General features: G+C 40.4%; 11 protein-coding genes. 1 reads left to right on the top strand and 10 read right to left on the bottom strand.

Going from position 1 to position 23,025, the window contains the following annotated elements; translation table 11 throughout:
• Window positions 1-5 precede the first annotated feature (5 nt).
• The 8 genes from ADH90_RS03515 to mecA all read right to left on the bottom strand — a co-directional run bounded on the left by ADH90_RS03515 (window position 6) and on the right by mecA (window position 17,967).
• Complete coding sequence (locus ADH90_RS03515; protein WP_049529989.1) at window positions 6-629, bottom strand: alpha/beta fold hydrolase; 624 nt, start codon at window positions 627-629, stop codon at window positions 6-8.
• On the bottom strand, window positions 630-2,351 hold the full coding sequence (gene pabB, locus ADH90_RS03510) for an aminodeoxychorismate synthase component I (RefSeq protein WP_049529988.1): 1,722 nt from the start codon (window positions 2,349-2,351) through the stop codon (window positions 630-632).
• A gap of 131 nt (window positions 2,352-2,482) precedes the next feature.
• On the bottom strand, window positions 2,483-7,963 hold the full coding sequence (locus ADH90_RS03505) for an SIALI-17 repeat-containing surface protein (protein ID WP_049529987.1): 5,481 nt from the start codon (window positions 7,961-7,963) through the stop codon (window positions 2,483-2,485).
• Window positions 7,964-8,345: 382 nt separating this feature from the next.
• Window positions 8,346-9,461 (bottom strand): peptide-methionine (R)-S-oxide reductase MsrB, encoded by a 1,116-nt coding sequence (gene msrB / locus ADH90_RS03500; RefSeq protein WP_049529986.1) that lies wholly within the window; start codon window positions 9,459-9,461, stop codon window positions 8,346-8,348.
• Window positions 9,462-9,470: 9 nt separating this feature from the next.
• Window positions 9,471-10,031: a redoxin family protein gene (locus ADH90_RS03495; protein WP_049529985.1), complete on the bottom strand. Its 561-nt coding sequence runs from the start codon at window positions 10,029-10,031 to the stop codon at window positions 9,471-9,473.
• Between the two features lie 156 nt (window positions 10,032-10,187).
• Window positions 10,188-16,001 (bottom strand): ZmpA/ZmpB/ZmpC family metallo-endopeptidase, encoded by a 5,814-nt coding sequence (locus tag ADH90_RS03490; protein ID WP_049529984.1) that lies wholly within the window; start codon window positions 15,999-16,001, stop codon window positions 10,188-10,190.
• A 1-nt stretch (window position 16,002) separates the two neighbouring features.
• Window positions 16,003-16,566, bottom strand: coding sequence for a TIGR01440 family protein (locus tag ADH90_RS03485; RefSeq protein WP_049529983.1), 564 nt, complete (start codon window positions 16,564-16,566; stop codon window positions 16,003-16,005).
• Between the two features lie 663 nt (window positions 16,567-17,229).
• On the bottom strand, window positions 17,230-17,967 hold the full coding sequence (mecA, locus tag ADH90_RS03480; RefSeq protein WP_049529982.1) for an adaptor protein MecA: 738 nt from the start codon (window positions 17,965-17,967) through the stop codon (window positions 17,230-17,232).
• Between the two features lie 124 nt (window positions 17,968-18,091).
• Here mecA and ADH90_RS03475 point away from each other — a divergent pair, with 124 nt between their 5' ends.
• Window positions 18,092-19,570: an oligosaccharide flippase family protein gene (locus tag ADH90_RS03475; protein WP_049529981.1), complete on the top strand. Its 1,479-nt coding sequence runs from the start codon at window positions 18,092-18,094 to the stop codon at window positions 19,568-19,570.
• A 178-nt stretch (window positions 19,571-19,748) separates the two neighbouring features.
• On the opposite strand, the gene ADH90_RS03470 is transcribed toward ADH90_RS03475, so the two are convergent.
• Window positions 19,749-21,008 (bottom strand): TRZ/ATZ family protein, encoded by a 1,260-nt coding sequence (locus ADH90_RS03470; RefSeq protein WP_049529980.1) that lies wholly within the window; start codon window positions 21,006-21,008, stop codon window positions 19,749-19,751.
• Between the two features lie 267 nt (window positions 21,009-21,275).
• Window positions 21,276-23,024, bottom strand: coding sequence for an ABC transporter ATP-binding protein (locus tag ADH90_RS03465; protein WP_049529979.1), 1,749 nt, complete (start codon window positions 23,022-23,024; stop codon window positions 21,276-21,278).
• Window position 23,025 lies beyond the last annotated feature (1 nt).

Genomic DNA, 23,025 nt, shown 5'->3' with positions numbered 1-23,025 from the left:
TTTTATCAAACTTGTTTCTGCAATTCAAGAAAACTTCTAGTTATTTCTGCAAACTCTTTTGGTTTTGCCCTATTCAAAACATGAGGGCCGTCAGGGATAATCTGGAACTGGGAATTTGGCATCAGTTCTTGAATAGCTCTCATTGAACTGAGATTAGGCTTATCCTGACTACCACAAATTAACAAGCTTGGATAGGGACAATTCCGTGCACTCTCTCTTAAATCAAGTGTTTTTAATTCCTCAGAAACTCCAACCATAAGAGCTTTATCTGCTCCCTGTTTCTCAAATATCCTTTTTGGGAGTAGTTTAAATATCAGCAACTGAATGTAAAAAGGAATGTTACCTGCTAGTTTCAGTGGGCAACCTGACAAAACCAAGGCCTGAAGATTTGGTATATCATAACTTGAAAGCTCCAATGCAAGGGCAGCCCCTAAGGACAAACCGATTAGGACAAAAGGTTCTGTTTCCACTGTTAAGCGCTGATAAATGCGCTCCTTAGCTTCTTGGTAGGTCCCAACTCCTGAAGGAAACAAGTCCAGTGCTTCAGAGGGATAATCTGCCAGCAAATCCTGAACTTCTTTCCAACTATCTGCTGACTGTCCCAAACCGTGTAAAAATATGAGTTTCAATTAGTTCTCCTTTACTGACAATTCATACAAGCCCCTAACCGCATTGCAGGCATAAATAACTTCTGCTTCTTTCAAATCTGATAAAGTTAAGACCTTCTCTTCTACTTGCCCATTTTCAAGCAAGTGTTGACGATAAATCCCTGGTAAAAGACCTAGCTGACTAGGAGGTGTATAGAGCTTGCCATCCAATTTTAAGACCAGATTCCCAATAGAGGTTTCTAGCAGTTTTCCATCAGCAGTGTAATAGATGATTTCCTGCTCTCCCATTGTCAAATGCGGTCGGTGTGTCGTCTTAAAGTAGGTAAAGGCCCGCTGCAAATCAGCTTCTTGCAGACAAAGTTTAGCCTGACAGAAGCTAGGGCTAAGCGGTGTCAATACTTGTCGTTCGATTTCAATCTCTCCTGATTTGCTGAGACTGATTCGCAAACGATAGTCTTGGTGAAGGTCACAAGCTTGACACTCTTCCTCTATCTTTTGTCTCAAGTCTTCTGCATCAAAAGGAAAGGTAAAGTAACGACTAGCCTTTTGCAATCTTTCTAGATGTTGATTTTTAAAGAGCAAAGTTTTCTGGCTAATTTTCCCTGTCGTAATCAGTTGAAAACGAGGCTGTTTTCGGTAAAGAACAGCAGCCTTTTGCTGGACTTCACAGTATTCTGCTTCCCAAGTACTATCCCAAGTGATGCCACCACCAACTCCATAGATTGCTTGCCCTTTATGAAGCTGAATGGTTCGAATAGCCACATTGAAAATCCTTCGTCCATTGGGAAGTAAGAGTCCAACAGTTCCACAGTAAACTCCTCTTGGTTGGGGCTCGAGGTTCTTGATAATTTCCATAGTCGCTATCTTGGGAGCTCCTGTGATGGAACCACATGGAAAGAGCGATCGGAAAATTTCAACTAGGTCAACATCCGGTCGTAACTGACTCTTGATGGTCGAAGTCATCTGCCAAACCGTTGAATACTGTTCCACCTGACATAAACGTTCCACATGCTCACTACCTACCTCAGACAGACGGTTCATATCATTGCGCAAGAGGTCTACTATCATCATGTTTTCTGAGCGATTTTTGGGATCTTGTTCCAACCAAACTGCCTCTTTCAAGTCTTCATCATCCGTCAGACCACGTCGAGTTGTCCCCTTCATAGGACGAGTCGTCAATTCACGACCATTTTGCTCAAAAAAGAGTTCTGGACTCATGGAAATCACTGCCATGTCGTCGTGCTCTATGTAAGCATTGTATCCCGCTTCCTGCTCAACCACCATACGATTGTAGATAGCAAAAGGATTGGCAGATAACTCCTGCATGAGTTGGACAGTATAATTGACCTGATAAGTATCCCCTTGTCTTAAATGATGGTGAATATGGGCAATGGCTTTTTCATAGTCCTCTGCAGATGTTACTTCCTGCCAGTTTGATGGCAAAACTACGTCCTCATAAGTCAGGGGAATGCTGGTTTTTTCTACACTATCATGAATAGTGAAATAGAGGAGATACTCTCCTAACAAGGGACCCGAGTGTACTGCTAACTTCTCCTCAAAAGCAGGTGCAGCCTCATAGCTAACATAACCTACCACATAATAGCCTTGCTCTTGGTAGCTTTCCACCTGTGCTAGCAAGTCTGCTACTTCTGCTAAATCTCTGGTTTTTAACTCTTTGATAGGCTGGGTAAAGGTGTATCGCTCACCCAAAGCCCTAAAATCAATCACTGTTTTTCTATGCATATCCTAAGTATACCATAAAAGCCAGACCCCAACAGGAAATCTGGCAATTTATTCTTTGAGAATGATAAAGTAGATGTCACTTTCTAAGAAAATCTGAACATAGTATTCTCTTTTATCACACCGACTGTTATCTATCCTTTGGGAAAGAGTTCGGATGAAAAGGCATCTGTCACCTGCAATAGTTTTTGGAAGACTTTTTTCTTCAGAGCTACTGTATAATTGGCAACTGAGCCTCCGTACTTGAAGTTTCGGTAATCCGTTTCTACTGCTTTGTCAAACAAGTCTTGCAATTTCTCATAAGAATCAATTTGCTGACCATCAATTTCAAAACTATGAATTCCTCGTTTTGCCTTAGTAATAATAGCGTCAAACCAGGCCTTCTTCCATTCTTCTAAGTTCTGGAACTTGCCTTTCGAAACCTTCTGGATAATGAAATCATCCCCAAGGGTGTCATGCCCTTCGCTAAGTGCCTCATCCTTGTATTTATTAGAAGCATAGCCTAGGAAACCATTTTCGTAACCATAATAACCCCACATACGGAAGGCATTATGCTTGAAGGAGATGGCTCCAGGAGCTCCCTGACTTGTATTACCGCCGTAGATAGCATCTACCATCTTGACATTGACATAAGCTGTCTTGAGTTCTTCTGGTCGGTAAGTTCCCTGATAATGCCTGTTGGTGATGATGTTATGTTTGATTAAATCATCCACAGAATTTAGCTGAGTCTTGGCTTCCTCATCTGTCAATGGACGGACATAGTCCCACTGGTTTGGAGCAACGAGTTTATTATCCTGGTCCTGATAGCGCATCTGCTTGGTCATCTTGCTGAACCAGGCCTTCTTTAAAGCGAGATCATTCTTAGCGAGGACTCGTTCCCCTTCCAAATAATCTAGAAGCATCAAGGCCTCATTATACCCCTTCATGTAGTGGTCAATCTGCTTGCGTGTTTGCAACTTGGTTGGATCTGGATTGTACCATTGATCCCCATCATTTGGTCGCATGTAAGCCATATTGATACCGAGGGCGCCGTACTCACCCTGATGACCTTCCTCAGCCGGTGACTGGAGCATACCCTGAGCATAGGCTTCTACATAGGTTCCTTCACGATGTTTGTAGCCACCCAGATAGACAATGCGATCGTTGACGTGAGTTGTCTCATGGGTGTAGACAGACAAGCCATACTCACTCATCATATCGATTTCCACAAAGTGAACAGCATCTCTGGCATTTATCTTTGGATAGATAGAGGCATAAGCTCCTAGCTTATTGTCTTTATAGTAGCGACCTGCTGGTCCAAATACCTCACGAATTGGCGCGTAGTCTTCCATACCACTAGTATGTCCATAACGCTCTACCCAGCCACGTCCATCAACGCGATAGCCTTCCCAAACTGGTGTAGCTACATTAAAGTCACTCTTAACCATACGGTCTTTGACATCATCAGCAGCTAGTCGATACCAGAAGTCCAAGTAAGTCAACTGGCGGTCCGCTACTAGATCAATGTCAGCCTTCATCTGGTCTATGGTTTTGCCAGATTTATCAGCTGATCCGAAGGTAATGGTATTGTAGTTGGAAATCAGGAACATCTGTGCCTTCTTTACATTCAACAAAGGCAGAATCATATTTCGATGCAACCAGTTATTAAGATTGTCATAAGCCCGATGCTTCCGATTTGCAATTTCTTGATTCTTCGAAGCTCGCTCTGCTATGTAGACATGGCCCTTGGTGGCATTCACAAACCAGTCATTCATATCCTTGTCAGTCGTCAATAACTGTCTGTTGTAGTCTAAGAAGGCATGTAAATCTTCAGATTTTGTATCCTTGGCTAGAACTCTAGCAAAAGTTTCATGAGTCTGGTCGCCTTTTAGATTACTCTCTCTTGAACCAAGTTCAATCAATCGATCCAAGACATCGACGTTTTGCCCATAAAAATCTGGTCTAAAGAGCATGAGTTCTTTCAGATTGTAATCGGCAAATCGGATACCGTAATAACGATTGAGATAAGCAAGTCCCAGCATGATAGCTGATTGATTGTCCTGAACTTTTTTCTTCAGAGCAGCGGTACGAGCAGGTGAATCATTCCACTGATAGTCTAGATTGGTAAGCAACTTATCAACCAGGTTTCCTAGCTGTGCTTTGACCTCTGCAAAGCTTTCTTCTAGATACCAGTTCTTCACTGCCTCAACCTTCTTATCAAGGCTAGTGGTTTGATCATCTAGGATTCGATAAACTCCCTCAGACTGTAAGTCCACTGTTTTCAGGATAGATGTTAGCTCCTTGGCTAGGGCTGAACGGTCCTTAACCAGCATATCTGGAGTATAAAGCACGTCTAAGTCAGCAATCTTATACTCCTTAACAGCAGTCAAGCCAGAATTCTGAGCGCTAATCGTAAATACATCCTTGGTCTTGTCTGCATAATGAACCATGATATGGTCTGCCACTGAAAGATCCGTTACAAAGTCTTTCCCTTTCATGGCGATAACAGAGATTACCTCTTTCTTGGCTAGATTGTGATCAAGATCCAGCTTGTTCCCTTGATTAACGATCCATTCTTTATTGTAGAACGGTTGCAATTTTTCAAGGTTGCGATAGGCTTGATCGTGGCGACTATCATAATCTTGAATATCCTGATAAGCGTATTCTTTTACATTAGCAATCGTAGGAGAATCAGCACTTGACTTAGCCAGATAGTAGCTAAAGCCTTCTTCAAAATTTTTCTGATCATCGCGTTGAATCAAGTCAGTTGCTTCAGCATTCACCTTATAATATTCTTTTCCAGCTATTCTCTCAGTTTGGATTGACTTGATGGCTAAACGGCTGGTCTTATGGTCCTCTGAATTAATCTTGAGATAATAGTCTTCCAAGTTTCTTGGCACTTCTGTCAAGTGCTGAATCACAGACTCTTTGCCATTTTCAACCTTAACAAGGCTTGTTTCCTTAATATCTTTTATTTCTAGCTTTTTAAGCTCTAAACGAAGCTTCTTGACCTCAAGCAGAGTGCTCTCCTCACCCTTACCACGATTGTAGACCATCCTTGTAGATATGGTGTAATCCGTATAAAGTTTTAGATTATCAACTGTTGCTTCCAGCTGATCACTCGTTAAGTCAAGAGTCTGATCCTCTAGCCCCTTGGCTTTAATAATGGCACTAATTTTTGAAACGGAAACACCATCTGCCTTGTCCAAGTTATAACTTAAGCGAGCTGAACGGCCCATCGAATTTCCAGTAATATTTGAAAGAGTTAGGACAGGTTCAGGTTTAATTTCTTCTTTTTCCTTACTGCCACGGATGATAACCTGATCTTTAGCTTCTGTTAAAATCCGTGTTGTTTCTTTCGGCTCTGAAATACGTTTCCCATCTTTTTCCTCATAGCTGGTAACAATCTCTTTCTCACCATCTTGACCGACTTGCTCGATTCTTGTTTCACCGACAAGCATGTCTGGATCAATCTTTTCCCTAGTTTGTTTAGGAATCAACTCTTTTCGGACTTCAATATGTAAAGTCGGTTTTGCATCTAAAACTAGCGCTTCAGTAGCATTCACACCACCACTATAGCTAGGGAGTTCCTGTTTCAGAGTATCAACTGGAACTGCGCCTCCTTCATAATCTGGTAGGCTTTCAGCTACTGTACCTTGACCATTGACACCTCCTTCAAATGTTGGTTTTGTTGGCTCGACTAAGGATTCGCCTGATACACCGCCTGTGAATTCTGGTTTGTCATGGACTTCTGGGATGCCACTTTGACTGCTAAATTCTGGTGTATACTCTGGTATGGCTTCGGATACTGTTCCTTGGCCATTGACGCCTCCTTCAAAAGTTGGTTTAGTTGACTCAACCAAGGAGTCGCCTGATACCCCACCTGTAAAGTCTGGGATTTCCTGTTTCAAAGTTTCAACTGGAACTGCACCACCTTCATAGTCTTGTAAGGTTTCAGCTACTGCTCCTTGGCCATTAACATCACCCTCAAATGTTGGTTTTGGTGGCTCAACTAAGGATTCGCCTGATACCCCACCTGTAAAGTCGGGTTTGGCGTGAACTTCTGGAAGGCCACTTTGACTACTCGAGTTCGGTGTGTACTCTGGTAAGCTTTCTGCTACCGTACCTTGGCCATTGACGCCACCTTCAAATGTTGGTTTAGTTGACTCAACCAAGGAGTCGCCTGATACGCCGCCTGTAAAGTCTGGTGTGTTGTGGACTTCTGGGACGCCACTTTGACTGCTAAATTCTGGTTTATACTCTGGTAAAGCTTCGGATACTACTCCTTGGCCATTGACGCCTCCTTCAAATGTTGGTTTTGTTGGCTCAACCAAGGATCCGCCAGATACTCCGCCTGTAAAGTCGGGGATTTCCTGTTTCAAAGTTTCAACTGGAACTGCACCACCTTCATAGTCTTGTAAGGTTTCAGCTACTGCTCCTTGGCCATTAACACCACCCTCAAATGTTGGTTTTGTTGACTCAACCAAGGATTCGCCTGATACGCCACCTGTAAAGTCGGGTTTGTCATGGACTTCTGGGATGCCACTTTGACTGCTAAATTCTGGTGTATAATCTGGTAAGGCTTCGGATACTGTTCCTTGGCCATTGACGCCTCCTTCAAATGTTGGTTTTGTTGACTCAACCAAGGAGTCGCCAGATACGCCGCTTGTGAAGTCGGGTTTGGTGTGGACTTCTGGGACGCCACTTTGACTGCTAAATTCTGGTGTATACTCTGGCAAGGATTCAGCTACTGTACCTTGACCACTGACCCCACCTTCAAATGTTGGTTTTGTGGGCTCAACCAAAGATTCGCCCGATACGCCGCCAGTAAAGTCTGCTTTGTCATGGACTTCTGGGATGCCACTTTGACTGCTAAATTCTGGTGTATACTCTGGTAAGCTTTCTGCTACCGTACCTTGGCCATTGACTCCACCTTCAAATGTTGGTTTTGTTGGCTCAACTAAGGATTCGCCTGATACACCACCTGTAAATTCGGGAATTTCATGAATGGCTGCTTGATTTACTGGTTTTGCAGGAATTTCTGAATTTCCACTAGATGTTAGATCTTGTCCTGTTCCTCTTAAATCCGACTCTAATAAATAGCCAACATAGTCATAGCCTTTAATGTCAATAATCCCTTGAGATAAACCATCTGCAGACACAAGGATTTGAGTCTGATCATAAGCTAGCAAGTCCTTGTGTTCAAAAGCAAATACTTGATAAGGGAGTAATAAGCTCTTACCTAGCGAAGCAATCAATAACACTCCAACTATCTTTGAAGGTTTTTTCTTAGAAAATAGGAAAACCACCAAACTAGCCGTCAGAAGACCAAGACCAGCCAAGGGGAAGGTGACTGATCCTGTTTGAGGTAAGACGGCTTGTCCCTGCTTACGATAGACTAGATAATAGCTCTCTTGGCTCAGATCTTGTGGTAATTCATGGTGAATGAGTTCACGTTCAGCAGCTGTCAACTCCGATTCTGCTAAATAGTGAAAGGAAACTTGCTTGGTCTCATCAGCCTGAACTAGTTTTGGTTCAAGTGTTCCTCCAATGAAGGCAAGTCCAATCAATACCGAGCCCACTCCCATGCTCAGTTTGCGAATGGCAAATTTTTGTAGCTTTTTTCTATCTTCCATATTAGCTTTGGTCTTGTCCTTAAAGACATCTCCTTTGTTCCGTTTTCATAATCTTATTATAATATTTTGTTGATTTTTTTACAAAATATTTCCGAGATAAATTGATATTTTTTAAATAAAAAAGCGGATCAGCATTGGCTGAACCACATTTTTAGTCTGGCACATACTCCAATATATCCCCTATCTAGCGACCCAGTTATTAGTAGATAGTTTCAATCATTGAAAAACGGATGCCCTTCGCCTTACTTGTTTTCAAAATCAAAAATTTGCGGGAGTAATCCCAACACGTTCGATTAAATTGCCCAACCGCTTCTAAAATCCAAATTCTACACTTCTTATGAATTAAAACATTTTTAGTAAACTCTTTTTTATAAAATCAAGATCACTCAACATAATCCAACAAATAGCCATAGCCCTTTTCTTCCATTTGATCCTTAGGAATAAAACGGATGGATAGACTATTGATACAATAGCGTAGCCCTCCCTTGTCCTGAGGTCCATCTGTAAAGACATGTCCTAAATGGGAATCACCAGTTCGGCTTCTGACTTCTGTTCTGACCATATTATAAGACTTGTCTTCCTTGTAGGTCGCAACGTCTGGACTGATAGGCTGGGTAAAACTTGGCCAACCACAACCCGATTCAAATTTATCTTTCGAAGAAAAGAGGGGTTCTCCAGTCGCTACATCTACATAAAGACCTGCTTCAAATTTATCCCAGTAACGATTTGAAAAGGCCCGTTCTGTTTGACTGTTTTGAGTCACTGCATATTCCTCAGGAGAGAGGAGTTTTTTCAATTCATCGTCACTCGGTTTTGGATATTTACTCGCATCAATGACCGGATAGGCTGCTTGATTGACATTGATATGGCAATAGCCATTAGGATTTTTCTGGAGATAGTCTTGGTGGTAATCTTCAGCCACGATAAAATTTCTTAAGACTTCTTTTTCAACCGCTAGAGGCTGGTCGTACTTCTGAGCAACTTGATCAAAGACTTGATTGATGACTTCTAAATCTTTCTCATCTGTATAGTAGACTCCTGTTCTGTACTGAGTCCCCACATCATTTCCCTGCTTATTCTTACTGATTGGATTGATAATGCGGAAATAATGGAGCAAGATTTCTTTTAGAGAAATTTGATTGGCATCGTAGGTCACATGAACAGTCTCAGCATGCCCGGTTTGGCCGATCAATTCATACTGGGTTGTTTCTCCTCTGCCATTCGCATAGCCAGAAACAGCATCTGTCACACCTGCCACTCGAGAAAAATATTCTTCGACTCCCCAGAAACAGCCTCCCGCTAGATAGATATCATGTAAGTCAGCTTCTTTATCTGGCTCCGTTCTTTTCTTAGCACCTTGACCTTGGCTAACAGCTGCCTTCTCAATTTGAGAGGTATCGGTGTAGACAGCGTTTCTTTTTTCCAAAAGGAATAACATTCCAATAATAATGCAAATGATGATTCCTATGAATACAATTATTTTTAATTTATCATTCATGATGAGCCTCTAATCTATGCTTTTTAACGTCTGTAAAATAGTTTCCTTGTCCATAAAGCCTGGCTGGGTCTTAACGAGTTTACCTTCTTTATCAATAAAAGCCTGAGTCGGATAAGAACGAACTCCGTAACTCGCTAAAAGTTGTCCCGAAGGGTCTAGCAATACTGGTAAATCTTTATAGTCCAAACCCTGATACCATTTTTTAAAGGCTTCTTCTGCTTGCTCTCCTTTTTGACCAGGAGAAACCACTGTCAAGATGACATAGTCATCACTTGCTTCTTTTGCAAGCTCATCGGTATCAGGGAGGCTGGCTAGACAAATAGAGCACCAAGATGCCCAAAATTTGAGATAGACCTTTTTGCCTTTATAATCTGATAGGCGATAGGTTTTACCATCAACTCCCATAAGCTCAAAGTCTGGAACTGCTTCCCCTTGTTTTGCCATTTGAGAGCTAACTTGTGCATTTTTGTCTCCATTTTGCTTATCAGCTTGGCTCTCCATCTGATTTTTACAAGCTGATAGACAGACCAGACTAGCGCAGACCAATACAGTTGCTTGCCATTTTTTCATCTTCGTCACCCTCCTCATTATCATATGAATATAGATATTCACTTTGTAGTTCTATTATATACCTACCTTGCTAAAAATACTTAGAATCTGTTTGGAAAATCATTAAGCTTCTTGATTACAAAAACTCCCACCTGCCAAGCAGATGAGAGTTTTGGATTATTTAAAGATAGAAGTTTTAAAGCTATCTGTTTGTTGAAGAAGTTTCTTATAAACAGCTTCTTTGAGTTTGGTTACATTATTTGTAGACACAGACTTATTACCATTCTTCTCTGTTTTTAAGGTTGCAGCATCCTTAGCAGCAGCTTCCTTGAATAAGCGAAGAAGATCATTGTAAGATGAAATGTTAGTTCCATTTACTTCAAAGGTTGTCAAACCATTTGTAGCCTTGTCTTTCACTTCTTTATAGTAAGCTTTCTTGAATTCTTCTAAGTTTGCAAATCGACCTTCAGAAATCTTGCTGATAATAAAGTCGTCACCTAGGGTGTTCTTACCTGCAGCCTTAGCCTCTTGTTTATACTTATTAGTAGCATAGCCTAGGAAGCCTTTTTCATATCCGTAGTAACCCCATAATCTGAATGTATTATGTTTAAATAACATTCCCCCAGGAGCACCTTCACTTGTGTTACCACCATAGATACCTGTCATCATAGGGACGTTGACATATGCAGAACTAAAGTCATCTGGTTTATAGACACCATTTCCTGGTCCACGGTTAGTCATAAAGTTGTTATCTACTAGGTCATTCACGGAATGAAGTTGAATAGCTTTTTCAGTATCATTTAGACCACGAACATTATCGTATTGGTTCTTAGAGTTTCCTCTCATTTGCTTATCAACTTTCTTGAACCAAGCATTATTCAATTCTTGACTATTTTGTCCAAGAACTGCATCAGCCTCAAGATTGTCTAACATCATCAGAGTATCGTTATAACCTTTCATGTAGTTATCGATAGCTTCACGTGATTTAAGATCATTTGGATTCGTATTATACCATTGGTTACCATCGTTAGGTCTTTCAAATGCCATGTTTAATCCTAGAGCTCCATATTCACCTTGGTGGCCTTGTGTTGCAGGTGATTGAAGCATACCTTGGGCGAAGGCTTCAACATTTGTACCTTCACGACGACCAAAATTACCGAAGTAAACAAGACGGTCATTTAAGTGTGTAGTCTCGTGTGTGAACGCAGAAGCTCCGTATTCGCTAATCATATTAGACATAACGAAAGTTACTTTGGCACGATTATCATTTGGATTATCGTAAATACTTGCATAAGCTCCAGCAACAGCTCCATTATCACCGTAGTATTCTCCTACAGGTCCGTAGATTTCACGGATTGGGGCATATACTTCAGTACTATTTTTGAATTGACCATAGCGTTCAGGCCAGCCTGGCCAACCGTGACCCCAAACATAGAATCCTTCCCAAACTGGATAGACGATATCTTTGAACAATCTATTCTTCACATTATCCAAGGCCAATCGATGCCAGAAATCAAGATAATTAATCTGACGCTGTGCGGCTAAATCAATCTCAGGTTTAAGTTTTTCCAAAGTAGTATTGTACTTATTAGCTGTACCATAAGACATCGTATCGTAAGTAGAAATGAGGAACATTTCTGTCTTATCTAGATTCAACAAAGGTAGAATCATTTTTCTATGAAGACCACGAGTCAAATTGTCATAAGCACGATATTTATGTTCGCCAACTCCTGGATTTTGAGAAGCTTTTTCTACTACATAGACCTTATCCTTAGTCGCATCAATGAACCAATCATTCATATTATCGATATTAGTGAATAATCCTCTGTTGTAGTCTAAGAAACCATTTAAATCTCCAGATTTAGTGTATTTCGCTAAAACTTCACCGAAAGCATCATATGTTCTTGAACCACTAATATTATTTTCTTTAGAGCCAATTTCAATTAATCTATCAAGAACATCAACGTTTTTACCATAGAAATCAGGTTTGAATAACATTAATTCTTTAATGTTAACATCACCGAATTTAACGCCGTAGTAACGATTTAAGTATGTTAAACCTAATAATAGGGCAGCTTTATTTTTCTCAACTTTATCAAGAATCATTTGTTGAGCTGCAGGAGAATTATTAAGTTGATGATCTTCATTTTCAACTAATTTAGTTACTAATGTGTTTAAATTAGCTTTTACATAGTCGAAACTTTCTTCTAAGAATAGATTTTTAATCGCATTTACTTTATTAGGTCCTGTTCTGCCAAGTTTTTGGTAAATTGAATCAGATTGAAGCTCGATAGGGTTTAAGATATTTACGATACCGTTAATTAAAACACTATGATCTTTTTGAACGATATTAGGTGTATATTTAATACCTAAGTCTGTTACAGTGTATTCTCTAACATTACTTAGACCCTCATCACTAGAAAATAGGTTGAAGTAATCTTTTGTTCCATCAGCATAGTGAACAATAATTTTGTTTGCAACACTTAAATCTGTTACAAAGTTATTATCATTCATTGGAGTAACAGAAATAACTTCTTTAGTATTTAACTTGTGGCTCTTATCTAGTTTATTAGCTTGATTAACGATAAAATCTTTGTTATAGAATGGTTGTATTTTTTCAATATTCTTATAAGCAAGTTTATAGTCTGGATTGTAGTCTTGAATAGACTCATAAGCTGCTTCACGAGTGCTTACATTGTTCAACTTGTTCAATTCATAAGGTTCACTTATGAATTTATCAGCTGTAATATTGTAACCAGCAACGCGAGCATCAGCTTCGTCTTTAGTTAAGTGTTTTAGCCTACTTGGATTCTTAGTATCTTTACCAGTTCCATCTTCTGCAGAGCTATAACCGATAACTCCGAATAAGTCTTTAATATGTGGGCTTCCGTCTTCATCGTTAACATCGTTAGAACCAAATATTTCATGACCTTTGATTACTTTAGCATATGTTACGTTATCTTGTACAGCTCCATATGGCCATGTTTTAGAGGCAATCCCACCAACGTTTCTAGTATTTTTAACATCAAGGATACCCTTGGCAACAGAATTTGTTAATCTTGCTTTTGTACCTGATTTCCAACTATTTAGCATATAAGTGACAAATGGTACTAGCATACTTGCATTGGCATTTTGGGCCGTAATAGTCGCATCTACATAGGCTCTATTGACAAAGCCCATATAGTTTGAACCAGCAATACCACCAACTGTCGAGTTAATCCCTAAAGAGTTGACTTTACCAATAAAGGCGACATTTTCAACCTTACCATCTTCATCAATCTTATTGACAATACCTGCAACATCATTGTTACCAGTAACCGAACCAGTCACCTTAACATCTTCAATTAGACCTTTATTTTTAAGGTTAAATCCAACCGTCGCAATTTGATTTTGACCAGAACGATTAATATCTACATTTTCAAAGTTGATGTTCTTAATAGTCCCACCATTAATGACATTGAAGAGTGGATGTTCCAAATTATAGATAGCATAACGTTTGTCTCCATCACTCAATAGCTTACCAGTAAACTCCGAAGTAATGTAAGATTTCCCTTGAGGAACAACGTTACGAGCACTCATACTTTGACCCAGTTTAAATTCACCAGCAGGATTTGCCTGAATGGCTTGGATCAATTCTCCAAAGTCGTAGAAAACACCATCCTGACTAGCTTTTGGTTTTTCAATATAGTAGGTATAAGTTTCATTAAAGCGATTATCAACATTACGTTGAACCAAGTTCTCCGCTACTGCTGTTACCTTGTAGACTTGTTTTCCATCAATTGTTGACTCTTCGATTTTTTGAACCGCTAGTAAATTGGTCTTATGGTCATTAGAGGTAACTTTCAGATAATAGTTTGACAAGTCGGTTGGCACTGAAGTCAGTCGAGTTTCATCCATTTCGATTTGATTTTCATATTTGATCAAATCCGTTCTTAGAATATCTTTAATCTCGATTTTCTTTAAATCCAGTCGCAGTGGTTCTTCCGTGAGAACAACTTCTTCATTCCCATTTCCTCGGTCGTAAACCATCTTGGTCGCAATCTTGTAGTCCTTGTAGTACTTCAAGTCTGTAAGATTAGCAGTCAAATCTCCCTCAGACATATTGACTGTTTGAAGGCTAGTGTCTCCGTCTTTCAAGACAACTTCAAGAGATTTAATGGTTACACCTGTTGGTTTGACCAATTGGTAACGAACCTTAGCACGGCGCTCTAATTCTTCTTTATCTATATGAGTGAGGGTCAACGTTGGCTCAGTCAGGATTTGATCACCTTTTTTGATGATATGATCTTGAACTGCTTCAACAACTTCCTCTGAAATCGTTGGAGCATCTGCAGTTTTCACGCCCTTAAGAGTCTTATAGACTTTGGTAATCTTTTTCTTACCGTTTTGACCAGCTTGAGCAACAACTTCTGTTCCCTTCGGAAGAGTGCTGTCTACTTCTGTTCTTGTCTCGAAAGGAATTTCTTCAAATGAAACTTCTTCTACTTGACCTTCAATAGCCTTGGTACCACGACTAATTTTTTCGTTTACTGGAGCCTTAACAGTTTCTGTACTCGTGCTGATTGGGTCCCCAACTTTTTGGCCATTGACTGTCTTATAGACACGATGAATCAGCTGACTTCCTGCTTGACCATTTTGAATCACTGTTTCTTCGTCAGTGTAGCGAGTATCGTCATTTACATACTCTCTTGTGTATGGGACTTCTACAGTTTCAGTTTCTGTGACAGTTGCTTCAGCTACTGTATACTCTGGTAATTCTGGCTGAACTAGGGATTCACCTTCGCGACCTTCTTCTTGGGTGCCTTTGGCACTAAGCTCGCCGGTGTATGCTGGGGCTTCTGGTTGAACTAGGGATTCACCTTCGTGACCTTCTTCTTGGGTGCCTTTGGCTGTAATTTCGCCGGTGTAGGCTGGCAACTCTGGCTGAACCAGGGATTCACCTTGGTGGCCTTCTTCTTGAGTTCCTTTTGCTGTAATCTCGCCGGTGTAAGCTGGGGCTTCTGGTTGAACCAAGGATTCACCTTGGTGGCCCTCTTCTTGAGTACCTTTGGCTGTGAGCTCGCCGGTGTAAGCTGGAGCTTCTGGTTGAACTAGAGACTCACCTTGATGCCCCTCTTCTTGGGTACCTTTGGCTGTAAGCTCGCCGGTGTAAGCTGGGGCTTCTGGTTGAACTAGAGACTCACCTTGGTGGCCCTCTTCTTGCGTGCCTTTTGCTGTAATTTCGCCTGTGTAGGCTGGTTCTTCTGGTTGAATCAGAGATTCACCTTCATGACCTGCTTCTTGAGTGCCTTTAGCGCTAATCTCACCTGTGTAAGCTGGTAGTTCTGATTGAATCAGAGATTCACCTTCATGACCTGCTTCTTGCGTTCCCTTAGCAGTAGCAATTTGCTCTGGTTGTTCTTGGAAATCTGATGCTTTAAAGTAACCTACGTATTCGTATCCTTCAATCTGAATGACACCTTTTTCCAAGTCCTCTTGACTACTTGCAACAATCGTTTGGTTGTAGGACACCAAGATTTTATTCTCAAAGGCTTGGGCTGATTGAGGGATAAAGTAACTACCACCTAGAGCACCAATAAAGAGAAGACCCAACATTTTATTGCGGTGTTTTTTAGACATCACCACAACAACCAAAGATGCTGTTGCAAAACCGAGAGTTGCCAATGCCAACTCCTTGCTTCCAGTGTTAGGCAATTGTTGAGAATTTACTTCCTTTTTTCTGTAAACAAGATAAACAACATCATCTTGTTTTAAATCTGAAGGGAGTTCGCGATGGATCAAAGCTTTTTCTGCTTCTGTCAATTCCTGTTCAGCCAAATAACGGTAATGAACTTGGCTAGGTGTCGCTACTTCGTTAGCTACAACAGTTTCAGCTAAAAAGTTGTTTGCCCCCAAAAGAAATGTCCCGATTACCGCAGAACCGACACCAACTGAGAACTTCCGAATAGAGTATTTGATGACTCTCTCAAACTGCATTTTTCTAGTATTCATTTTATATCTTCCTAATGTGATCTATTGGATATTGAGCACGCGCCCCTCCAATGAGTTTTGGTCGACTAGCAAGTGCCGTCACATGAGCCTGGCCAATCTCTCTTAAAACTGGACGTATCGGCACTTGAACATGCTTGATATGCATCCCAATAGCCGTATCTCCAATATCAATACCTGCATCAGCTTTGATAAATTCGACCTCCACAGGATCTTTCATAAAGCGAAAGGCGGCCAATTGACCAGATCCTCCTGCATGTAAGGTCGGGAGTACACTTACAATCTCCAACTGATGTTTTATAGCTACTTCTCGTTCAACAACTAAGGCACGATTGACATGTTCACAACCTTGAACAGCTAGGTGAATTCCCTTAGCCGCCAACAACTCCAACAGTGTCTTGACAATTAATTCACCGATTTCCTGACTCGAATCTTTTCCGATGTGTCCTCCCAGCACTTCACTCGAAGACAACCCCAAAACAAATAGTGCTCCCTCCTGTAAAGAAGCCTTGTCTAATACATCTTCAAGTATCTGCTGTGTTTCTGTTTGAATCCGTCTTTGGTCCATATTTCACCTCGCTTTTTTTCATTCTATCATATCGTTTTTCATCAATTTTAGCAAGATTGGAAGACGTTGGAATACCATTTGCTAGGATTCAAAAACTATATGAGGGCTCTTTTTAAAAACTGATTCAAATTCATCTAGTTTCAAATATAAGATAAATTATACTTTGAAAACAAAAAAATATAATAGTTTAGTAAAATCGTTGATCTAACAACATTTACACCTAAAAGATTTGTCTGCCAATTCGATTATAAGCTACCGAAAAGCAACTTCTACAATTCTATCCCATTTCTTCTATTAAAGCTACTAGTTTGCTTATTTTTTAGCCACTTTTTCGTCCTTGTAGATTTAGATGATGATTCAGAAAATTTTCATGAAATTATGATCAAACTTTAATTTCACTCTTAAATTATAATATGACAGTTTTTTGAATACAAACCGAATCCAATTTTTAAAAAACTAGATTTTACAGAGAAGATAACAAAAGGCGGTGGGACAGAAATCGATAGATAAAATCTCGATTTCGTAGTCCCAGCCCCGCGAGGATGATTAGGAGCTTCTTAGAGTCTAAAAGACGAACAAAAAGTTCAATCAGCTACCGAATCAAAATATGATTGCTAATAAAAAGTGAGGTTGGGATCTTTTGTCCCAACCTCTTTTTCTAGATTAAACTTTTTGGAGTCCTTGAACAGCATCATGATTAATGAGTAGTTGCCCATATTCTTGGAGGACAGAACGACTGATATCACTATCATCCGCAAATTCTCGCATACGAGCCAACAACCAAGCTGGATAAAGGCTAGGTTGATTTTCTACATCAACTAAGACTGTCAAATAGTACTGGCCATTCATCTTATAGAGTTCTGAAGTTTCCATTTGGTAGTCAACCATTTTGGCAAAAGAAACCAAACTAGATAAATCGTCAAAGCGCAAGATGTAATAGATATACGGTTCTCTTTTTCCTTCTTCTACTCCAAGTGCTTCGTCAAGCGCCGCTTCCTCTTCCTTTTCAACCTGCTCTAAAGATTGAATAGCTTCAATATCGTCTTTAGTTTTTTCTGCCATGGTTTTCTCTAAGGTTTTCAAAAACTCATCTGGAGACATTTTAGCTAACTCATCCATATCAGGAAGATCTGCCAAATCGTCAAAATCCAAATTCTGGTCGATCTTAGATTTTGTCACAAAGACATCAACCTTATCTGGCTTAGGAGTCACTCGGAAGCTAAGCATACCCGTATCCAAAAAACTATCTGGCATCTCTAGCTCATCCAAAATGGCATAGAAAAATTCTTCTGTTTTCTCTTGCGGAACGAGAAAGTCTGCGATTTCCATTCCACGATCCATCAAATCTTCTAAAGATATGGTGATTTTTAAAGTCGTATCACTGATTTGTTTCATTTTCATAGTTCGTAACCTCATACTTTCAGTTCTATCTATTATACAAGATTTCACAGATTTTATCAAAAGAATGGCGTTGGAATGTGATATAATACTAGTATCTATTTTAGAATATAAGAAAGAAAATTTCATGAAAAATATTAAAGTAAATGCTTTGGCTAGCTTGCTGGTCAATATCTTAAATATCGTTTTTCCTTTGATTACTAATCCCTATCTAACACGGATTCTTAGTAAATCGAATTACGGTTACTTCAACACTGCCAACACCTGGGCAAGCTTTGTCATTCCACTCGCTGCCTTTGGAATATACAATTATGGGATTCGAGCTATCAGTAAGGTTAAGGATGATAAAAATAAAATCAATTATGTCTTTTCTAAGTTGTTCTATATCTCCCTGATTACTTCAATTCTGACAACTGCAATTTACTTCCTCTTTATTCATTTTGATACTAGTATTGTCAATCTGAAAATCCTTTACTATATCCTTGGAATTCAAGCCCTCTTCCAATTTCTGAATATCGAGTGGATGAATGAAGCCTACGAGAACTATTCTTTTATCCTTTATAAAACACTGGTTATCCGAATTGGAATGTTAGTGGCTATCTTTGCCTTCGTTAAGACACCTGATGATATCGTCCCTTATGCCACAATCATGAGTGCGACAACCATTATCAACTATCTGTTCAGTTTCCTATGGATTAAACGAGAGGTTTCCTTTGTTAAGATTGAGTTCATCGAACTTCTCAAGTCATCTAAACCACTCTTAACCATGCTCCTTCTAGCAAATGCTAATATGCTCTATACCTTGCTGGATCGTATGTTCATCACTAAAGGACCTGATGAGAATTTCATCTCATACTACACCATCGCCTCCAGTATCGTTATGCTGATTGCTAGTGTTCTTAGTGGCGCTATCAACGTCAGTATCCCACGACTTGGTTATTATCTAGGAAAAAAAGATTTTACTTCTTATAAAAATTTGGTCAATCAGGGCGCATCACTCTTTTACTTCCTCATGGTTCCTACCAGTATTGGTATTATGGTTTTAGGAACCTATGCTACAGTTATCTACTCTTCTGAGAAATATCTAGAAGCAGGAATCGTAACGAGTGTCTTTGCCTTTCGTACCATTATCTGGGCTATCGAATTAATCCTTGGAAAACAGATTATCTTTATTAATGACCATGAAAATCGTTTGACTGCCTTTTACTTTATCGGTGGCGGTGTCAATGTCATTCTAAACTCTCTACTCCTTTTTAACAATATCTTTACTCCAGCATACTACATCGGAACAACCATTATAGCTGAATCAATCGTAGTTCTGCTAGAAATTCGCTTTATTCAAAAACACAAACTATTGGATTTGAAAGAGATTTTTACAACTCTGGCTCGCTACACAATCGTATCACTTGGTTTCATCCCAATTTATTATGTTTTTAAAACCCTCTTCCAAGTTCATAGCTATGAAGTTACGATGAAGATGATTAGCATGGTTCTTTCTACAATCGCAGCTTGTGGCATCTATTACGCCATCACACTCTTTATTATCAAAGATAAAACACTTCATTATGCGCTTGACTTAGTTGGTGCTAAGATTAAAAGAGGATAGAGGTCTTTATCCTTCTCAAAAATATTCAAATCAAATATGATGCAACAAAAAGAAGACCTTACAGAGTCTTCTTTTTTCTATACGGCCTACACAATAAATACTCACTCAATAAACTTGTTAGAGCTAACGAGGTCAAGACAACACCGACCTAGCTTTAAAAAATTAGAAAGAGTATCACTTACAAATCTACTGTTAGTACCTTCCCAGCTCTCACGACTTGTTCACCTGCAATGTAGACGTCATCAACATCACTGGATTTGACAGCATAAACTAAGTGAGAAAGCATGTTTTCTTGAGGTTGGAGATGGATTTTTCCTTGGGGTTGGATGACGAGAAAATCTGCTTGCTTGCCAACTTCTAGACTACCAATCTCATCTTCCATTCCCAACACCTTAGCTCCTTCAATGGTCAGGGCCTTGAGGGCAGTTTCGATTGGAAATTGGCTGGCATCGCCATTCTTCATTTTCTGTAAAAGGGCTGCCGTGCGTCCTTCCTCAAACATATCGAGGTTATTGTTAGAAGCAACTGAGTCAGTCGCAATCCCGACTGGCACTCCTGCCTTTTGAAGTTGGACGACTGGTGCAATCCCTGAGGCTAGTTTGAGATTGCTGATAGGATTGTGGGCGATAGCGACTTGCGAATCTGCCAAGCGGGTAATTTCTGCTTCATTTAACTCCACACCATGGGCAAAGACAGCTTTATGGTCTAAATAGCCAAGCTCATCCAGAAAGGCTAATGGGCATTTGCCATAACGTTTCAGGATAATCCCTGACTCTTCCTGTGTTTCTGCTACATGGATATGAAGGGGAATATCCAGCTCTTTTGCCAAGTTCAAACTAAACTCCAGTAAGTCTCGACTACAACTGTAAGGCGAATGAGGGGCCACCATGACCTTGAAATTGGGATCCTGATAGCCTTTGATTGTCTCGATGACAGATCGAGTTCTGGCTATGGTTTCATCCGTCGTCTCGGTTTCTGAAGAAAAGAGGGTCGGAGAGAAATAGCAACGCATCTTGGAAGCCTTGACCGCATCATAAATCTCCGCTATATCCACTCCATTAGGATTGTACATATCATTGAAAGTTGTCGTTCCTGACTGGAGCATCTCTGTTAGCGCCTCTTTGACGGCCTTTGTGGTCATCTCTGGTGTGAACTCTGCTTCTGCCGGCCAAATATAGTCCTCTAGCCATTCGTGGAGATTGCTATCATCACGAATCCCCCTCAAGCCTGTCATTGCAGAGTGAGTATGGCAGTTAACCAAACCAGGCATAATCCAAGCACCCTGATAGTCTATGATTTTATCTGCTTGCTTGAGAATTTCTTGATTCTCCTGACCGACATAGACGATTTGAGAATTTTCAAGAGCTAAGATACCATCCAGGTAGACATGGAAATCTTGGTCACAAGTCACGATATTTACATGCTGAAAGACTTTCATGATGCTTCTCCTTCTCTAAAGACAATTTATACTCTTCGGAAATCTCTTCAAACCACGTCAGCTTCGCCTTGCCGTATATGTGTTACTGACTTCGTCAGTTCTATCCACAACCTCAAAACGGTGTTTTGAGCAACCTGCGGCTAGCTTTCTAGTTCGCTCTTTGATTTTCATTGAGTATTAGATATCACAATTTTTCTAGCTATTGTAACAAAAAAGTCACCCGAAGGCAACTTTTATTTTGTATTTGCTTAAGAAACTAGGTAAAGTCTATTCTGGACTAAAAGCCGCTGCTTGCTGCATTTGGTAGTACTTGCCTTTTCTAGTCATCAGTTCCTGGTGATTGCCATACTCGACAATATCTCCATCCACCAAGACAAGAATCAAGTCAGCATCTTGAATGGTCGACAAACGATGGGCGATGATGAAGCTTGTCCGCCCCTTCATGAGTTTGGCAAAGGCATCCTGAACCAGCACCTCCGTCCGAGTATCGATGGAGGATGTCGCTTCATCTAAGATAAGAATCTTAGGGATGGCTAGAAAGACACGGGCGATGGTCAAGAGCTGAGCTTGTCCGACTGATAGTGATTCACCTGCATTTTCAAGCTTGGTATCATAACCCTGAGGCAATTGTTGGATAAAGAAATCCGCATTCGCTGCCTTGGCTGCTGCAATGACCTGCTCTCGGCTAGCACCAGGATTCCCAAAGGCAATATTGTCATGAATGGTTCCTTGCTTGAGCCAAGTTTCTTGAAGCACCATGCCAAACTGCTGTCGCAATGATGCTCGGGTATAGTCATAAATTGAGTGACCGTCTAGCAAAATATCTCCTGAGTTAATGGGATAAAAACGCATGAGGAGATTGATAAGGGTAGACTTACCAGCACCTGTCGGACCAACGATAGCAACCTTGCTACCAGCTGGGATATCAATAGACAAGTCCTTAATCAAAATCTTTTCAGGATTGTATCCAAAAGAAACATGCTTAAAGGAAATGGCTCCTTTAACTTGCTCACTGCTTATGATTTCTTCACCGGTTTCTGTAACTTCAAGACTTTCTAGAACAGTATAAACACGTTCTGCGCAGGCTAAGGCGCTTTGCAACTCGGCTAAAACTGATGAAATATCGTTAAAGGGTTTAGTATACTGTTGCACATAGTTCAAAAAGGTCACCAAACGACCAACCGTCAAAGTGGAACCCGCTATGATGCGCAAGGCTCCTACACTAGCAAGAAGGGCATAAATGAGGGAATTAACAAAACGTGTCGAAGGATTGACCGTTGATGAATAAAAGATAGCCGATTGAGAATAACCTGAGTAATTGTCATTAGCTTCATGAAGTCTATCGATAAATTCTTCTTGAGCATTAAAAGACTGGATAATGTTCTGCTGACTAAGTGACTCTTCAATCAGCTGAGTTTGAATCCCCCTGGTCTCCGTCTGCTTCTGAAAGAGATGGTAGGACCTCTTAGCGATAAAGCGTGAGATAACCATAGACAGAGGTGTTAAGAGCAAAACCAAGAGAGTCATCAAGAGATGAATTTGGAGCATGGCAAGGATGCTGACCAAAATCATCAATACTCCGATGAAAAATTGGTTGAAAATCATATTCAGACCTGTGGCCAACTGTTCAATATCTGTCGTCACTCGGCTGACCATGTCCCCACTACCTTGTCTGTCTACAAGAGCAATCGGCAAACGATGGAGTTTTTCAATGATTTTTTCTCGCAAATCCCTAGTAAAGGAAAAAATGAGACGATTATAGAGGAGGGGATTGGCCCATTGTACTAGCGTATTTCCGATAACCACCAAAATCATCTGGAGAAAAATCTGCCAGAATACCTGAGATGAGTCCGTCACTAAGACTTGGTCAATCACCTGACCTATCAAGATTGGTAGATAGATGGATAGGGCCACTTGAGCAATGGTTCCCAAGAAAGCTAGAAAAAGAAGGACGGGATGACTTGCTAAATCTTTTGCTAATCGTTTGAGGGTTTGACTTGCATGTTTGCCTTTCATT

Source organism: Streptococcus pseudopneumoniae (assembly GCF_001073085.1).
Classification (GTDB): Bacteria; Bacillota; Bacilli; order Lactobacillales; family Streptococcaceae; genus Streptococcus; species Streptococcus pseudopneumoniae_M.
Note: the sequence above shows the minus strand (reverse complement) of the source record. Positions and strands in the feature narration are given on the sequence as shown.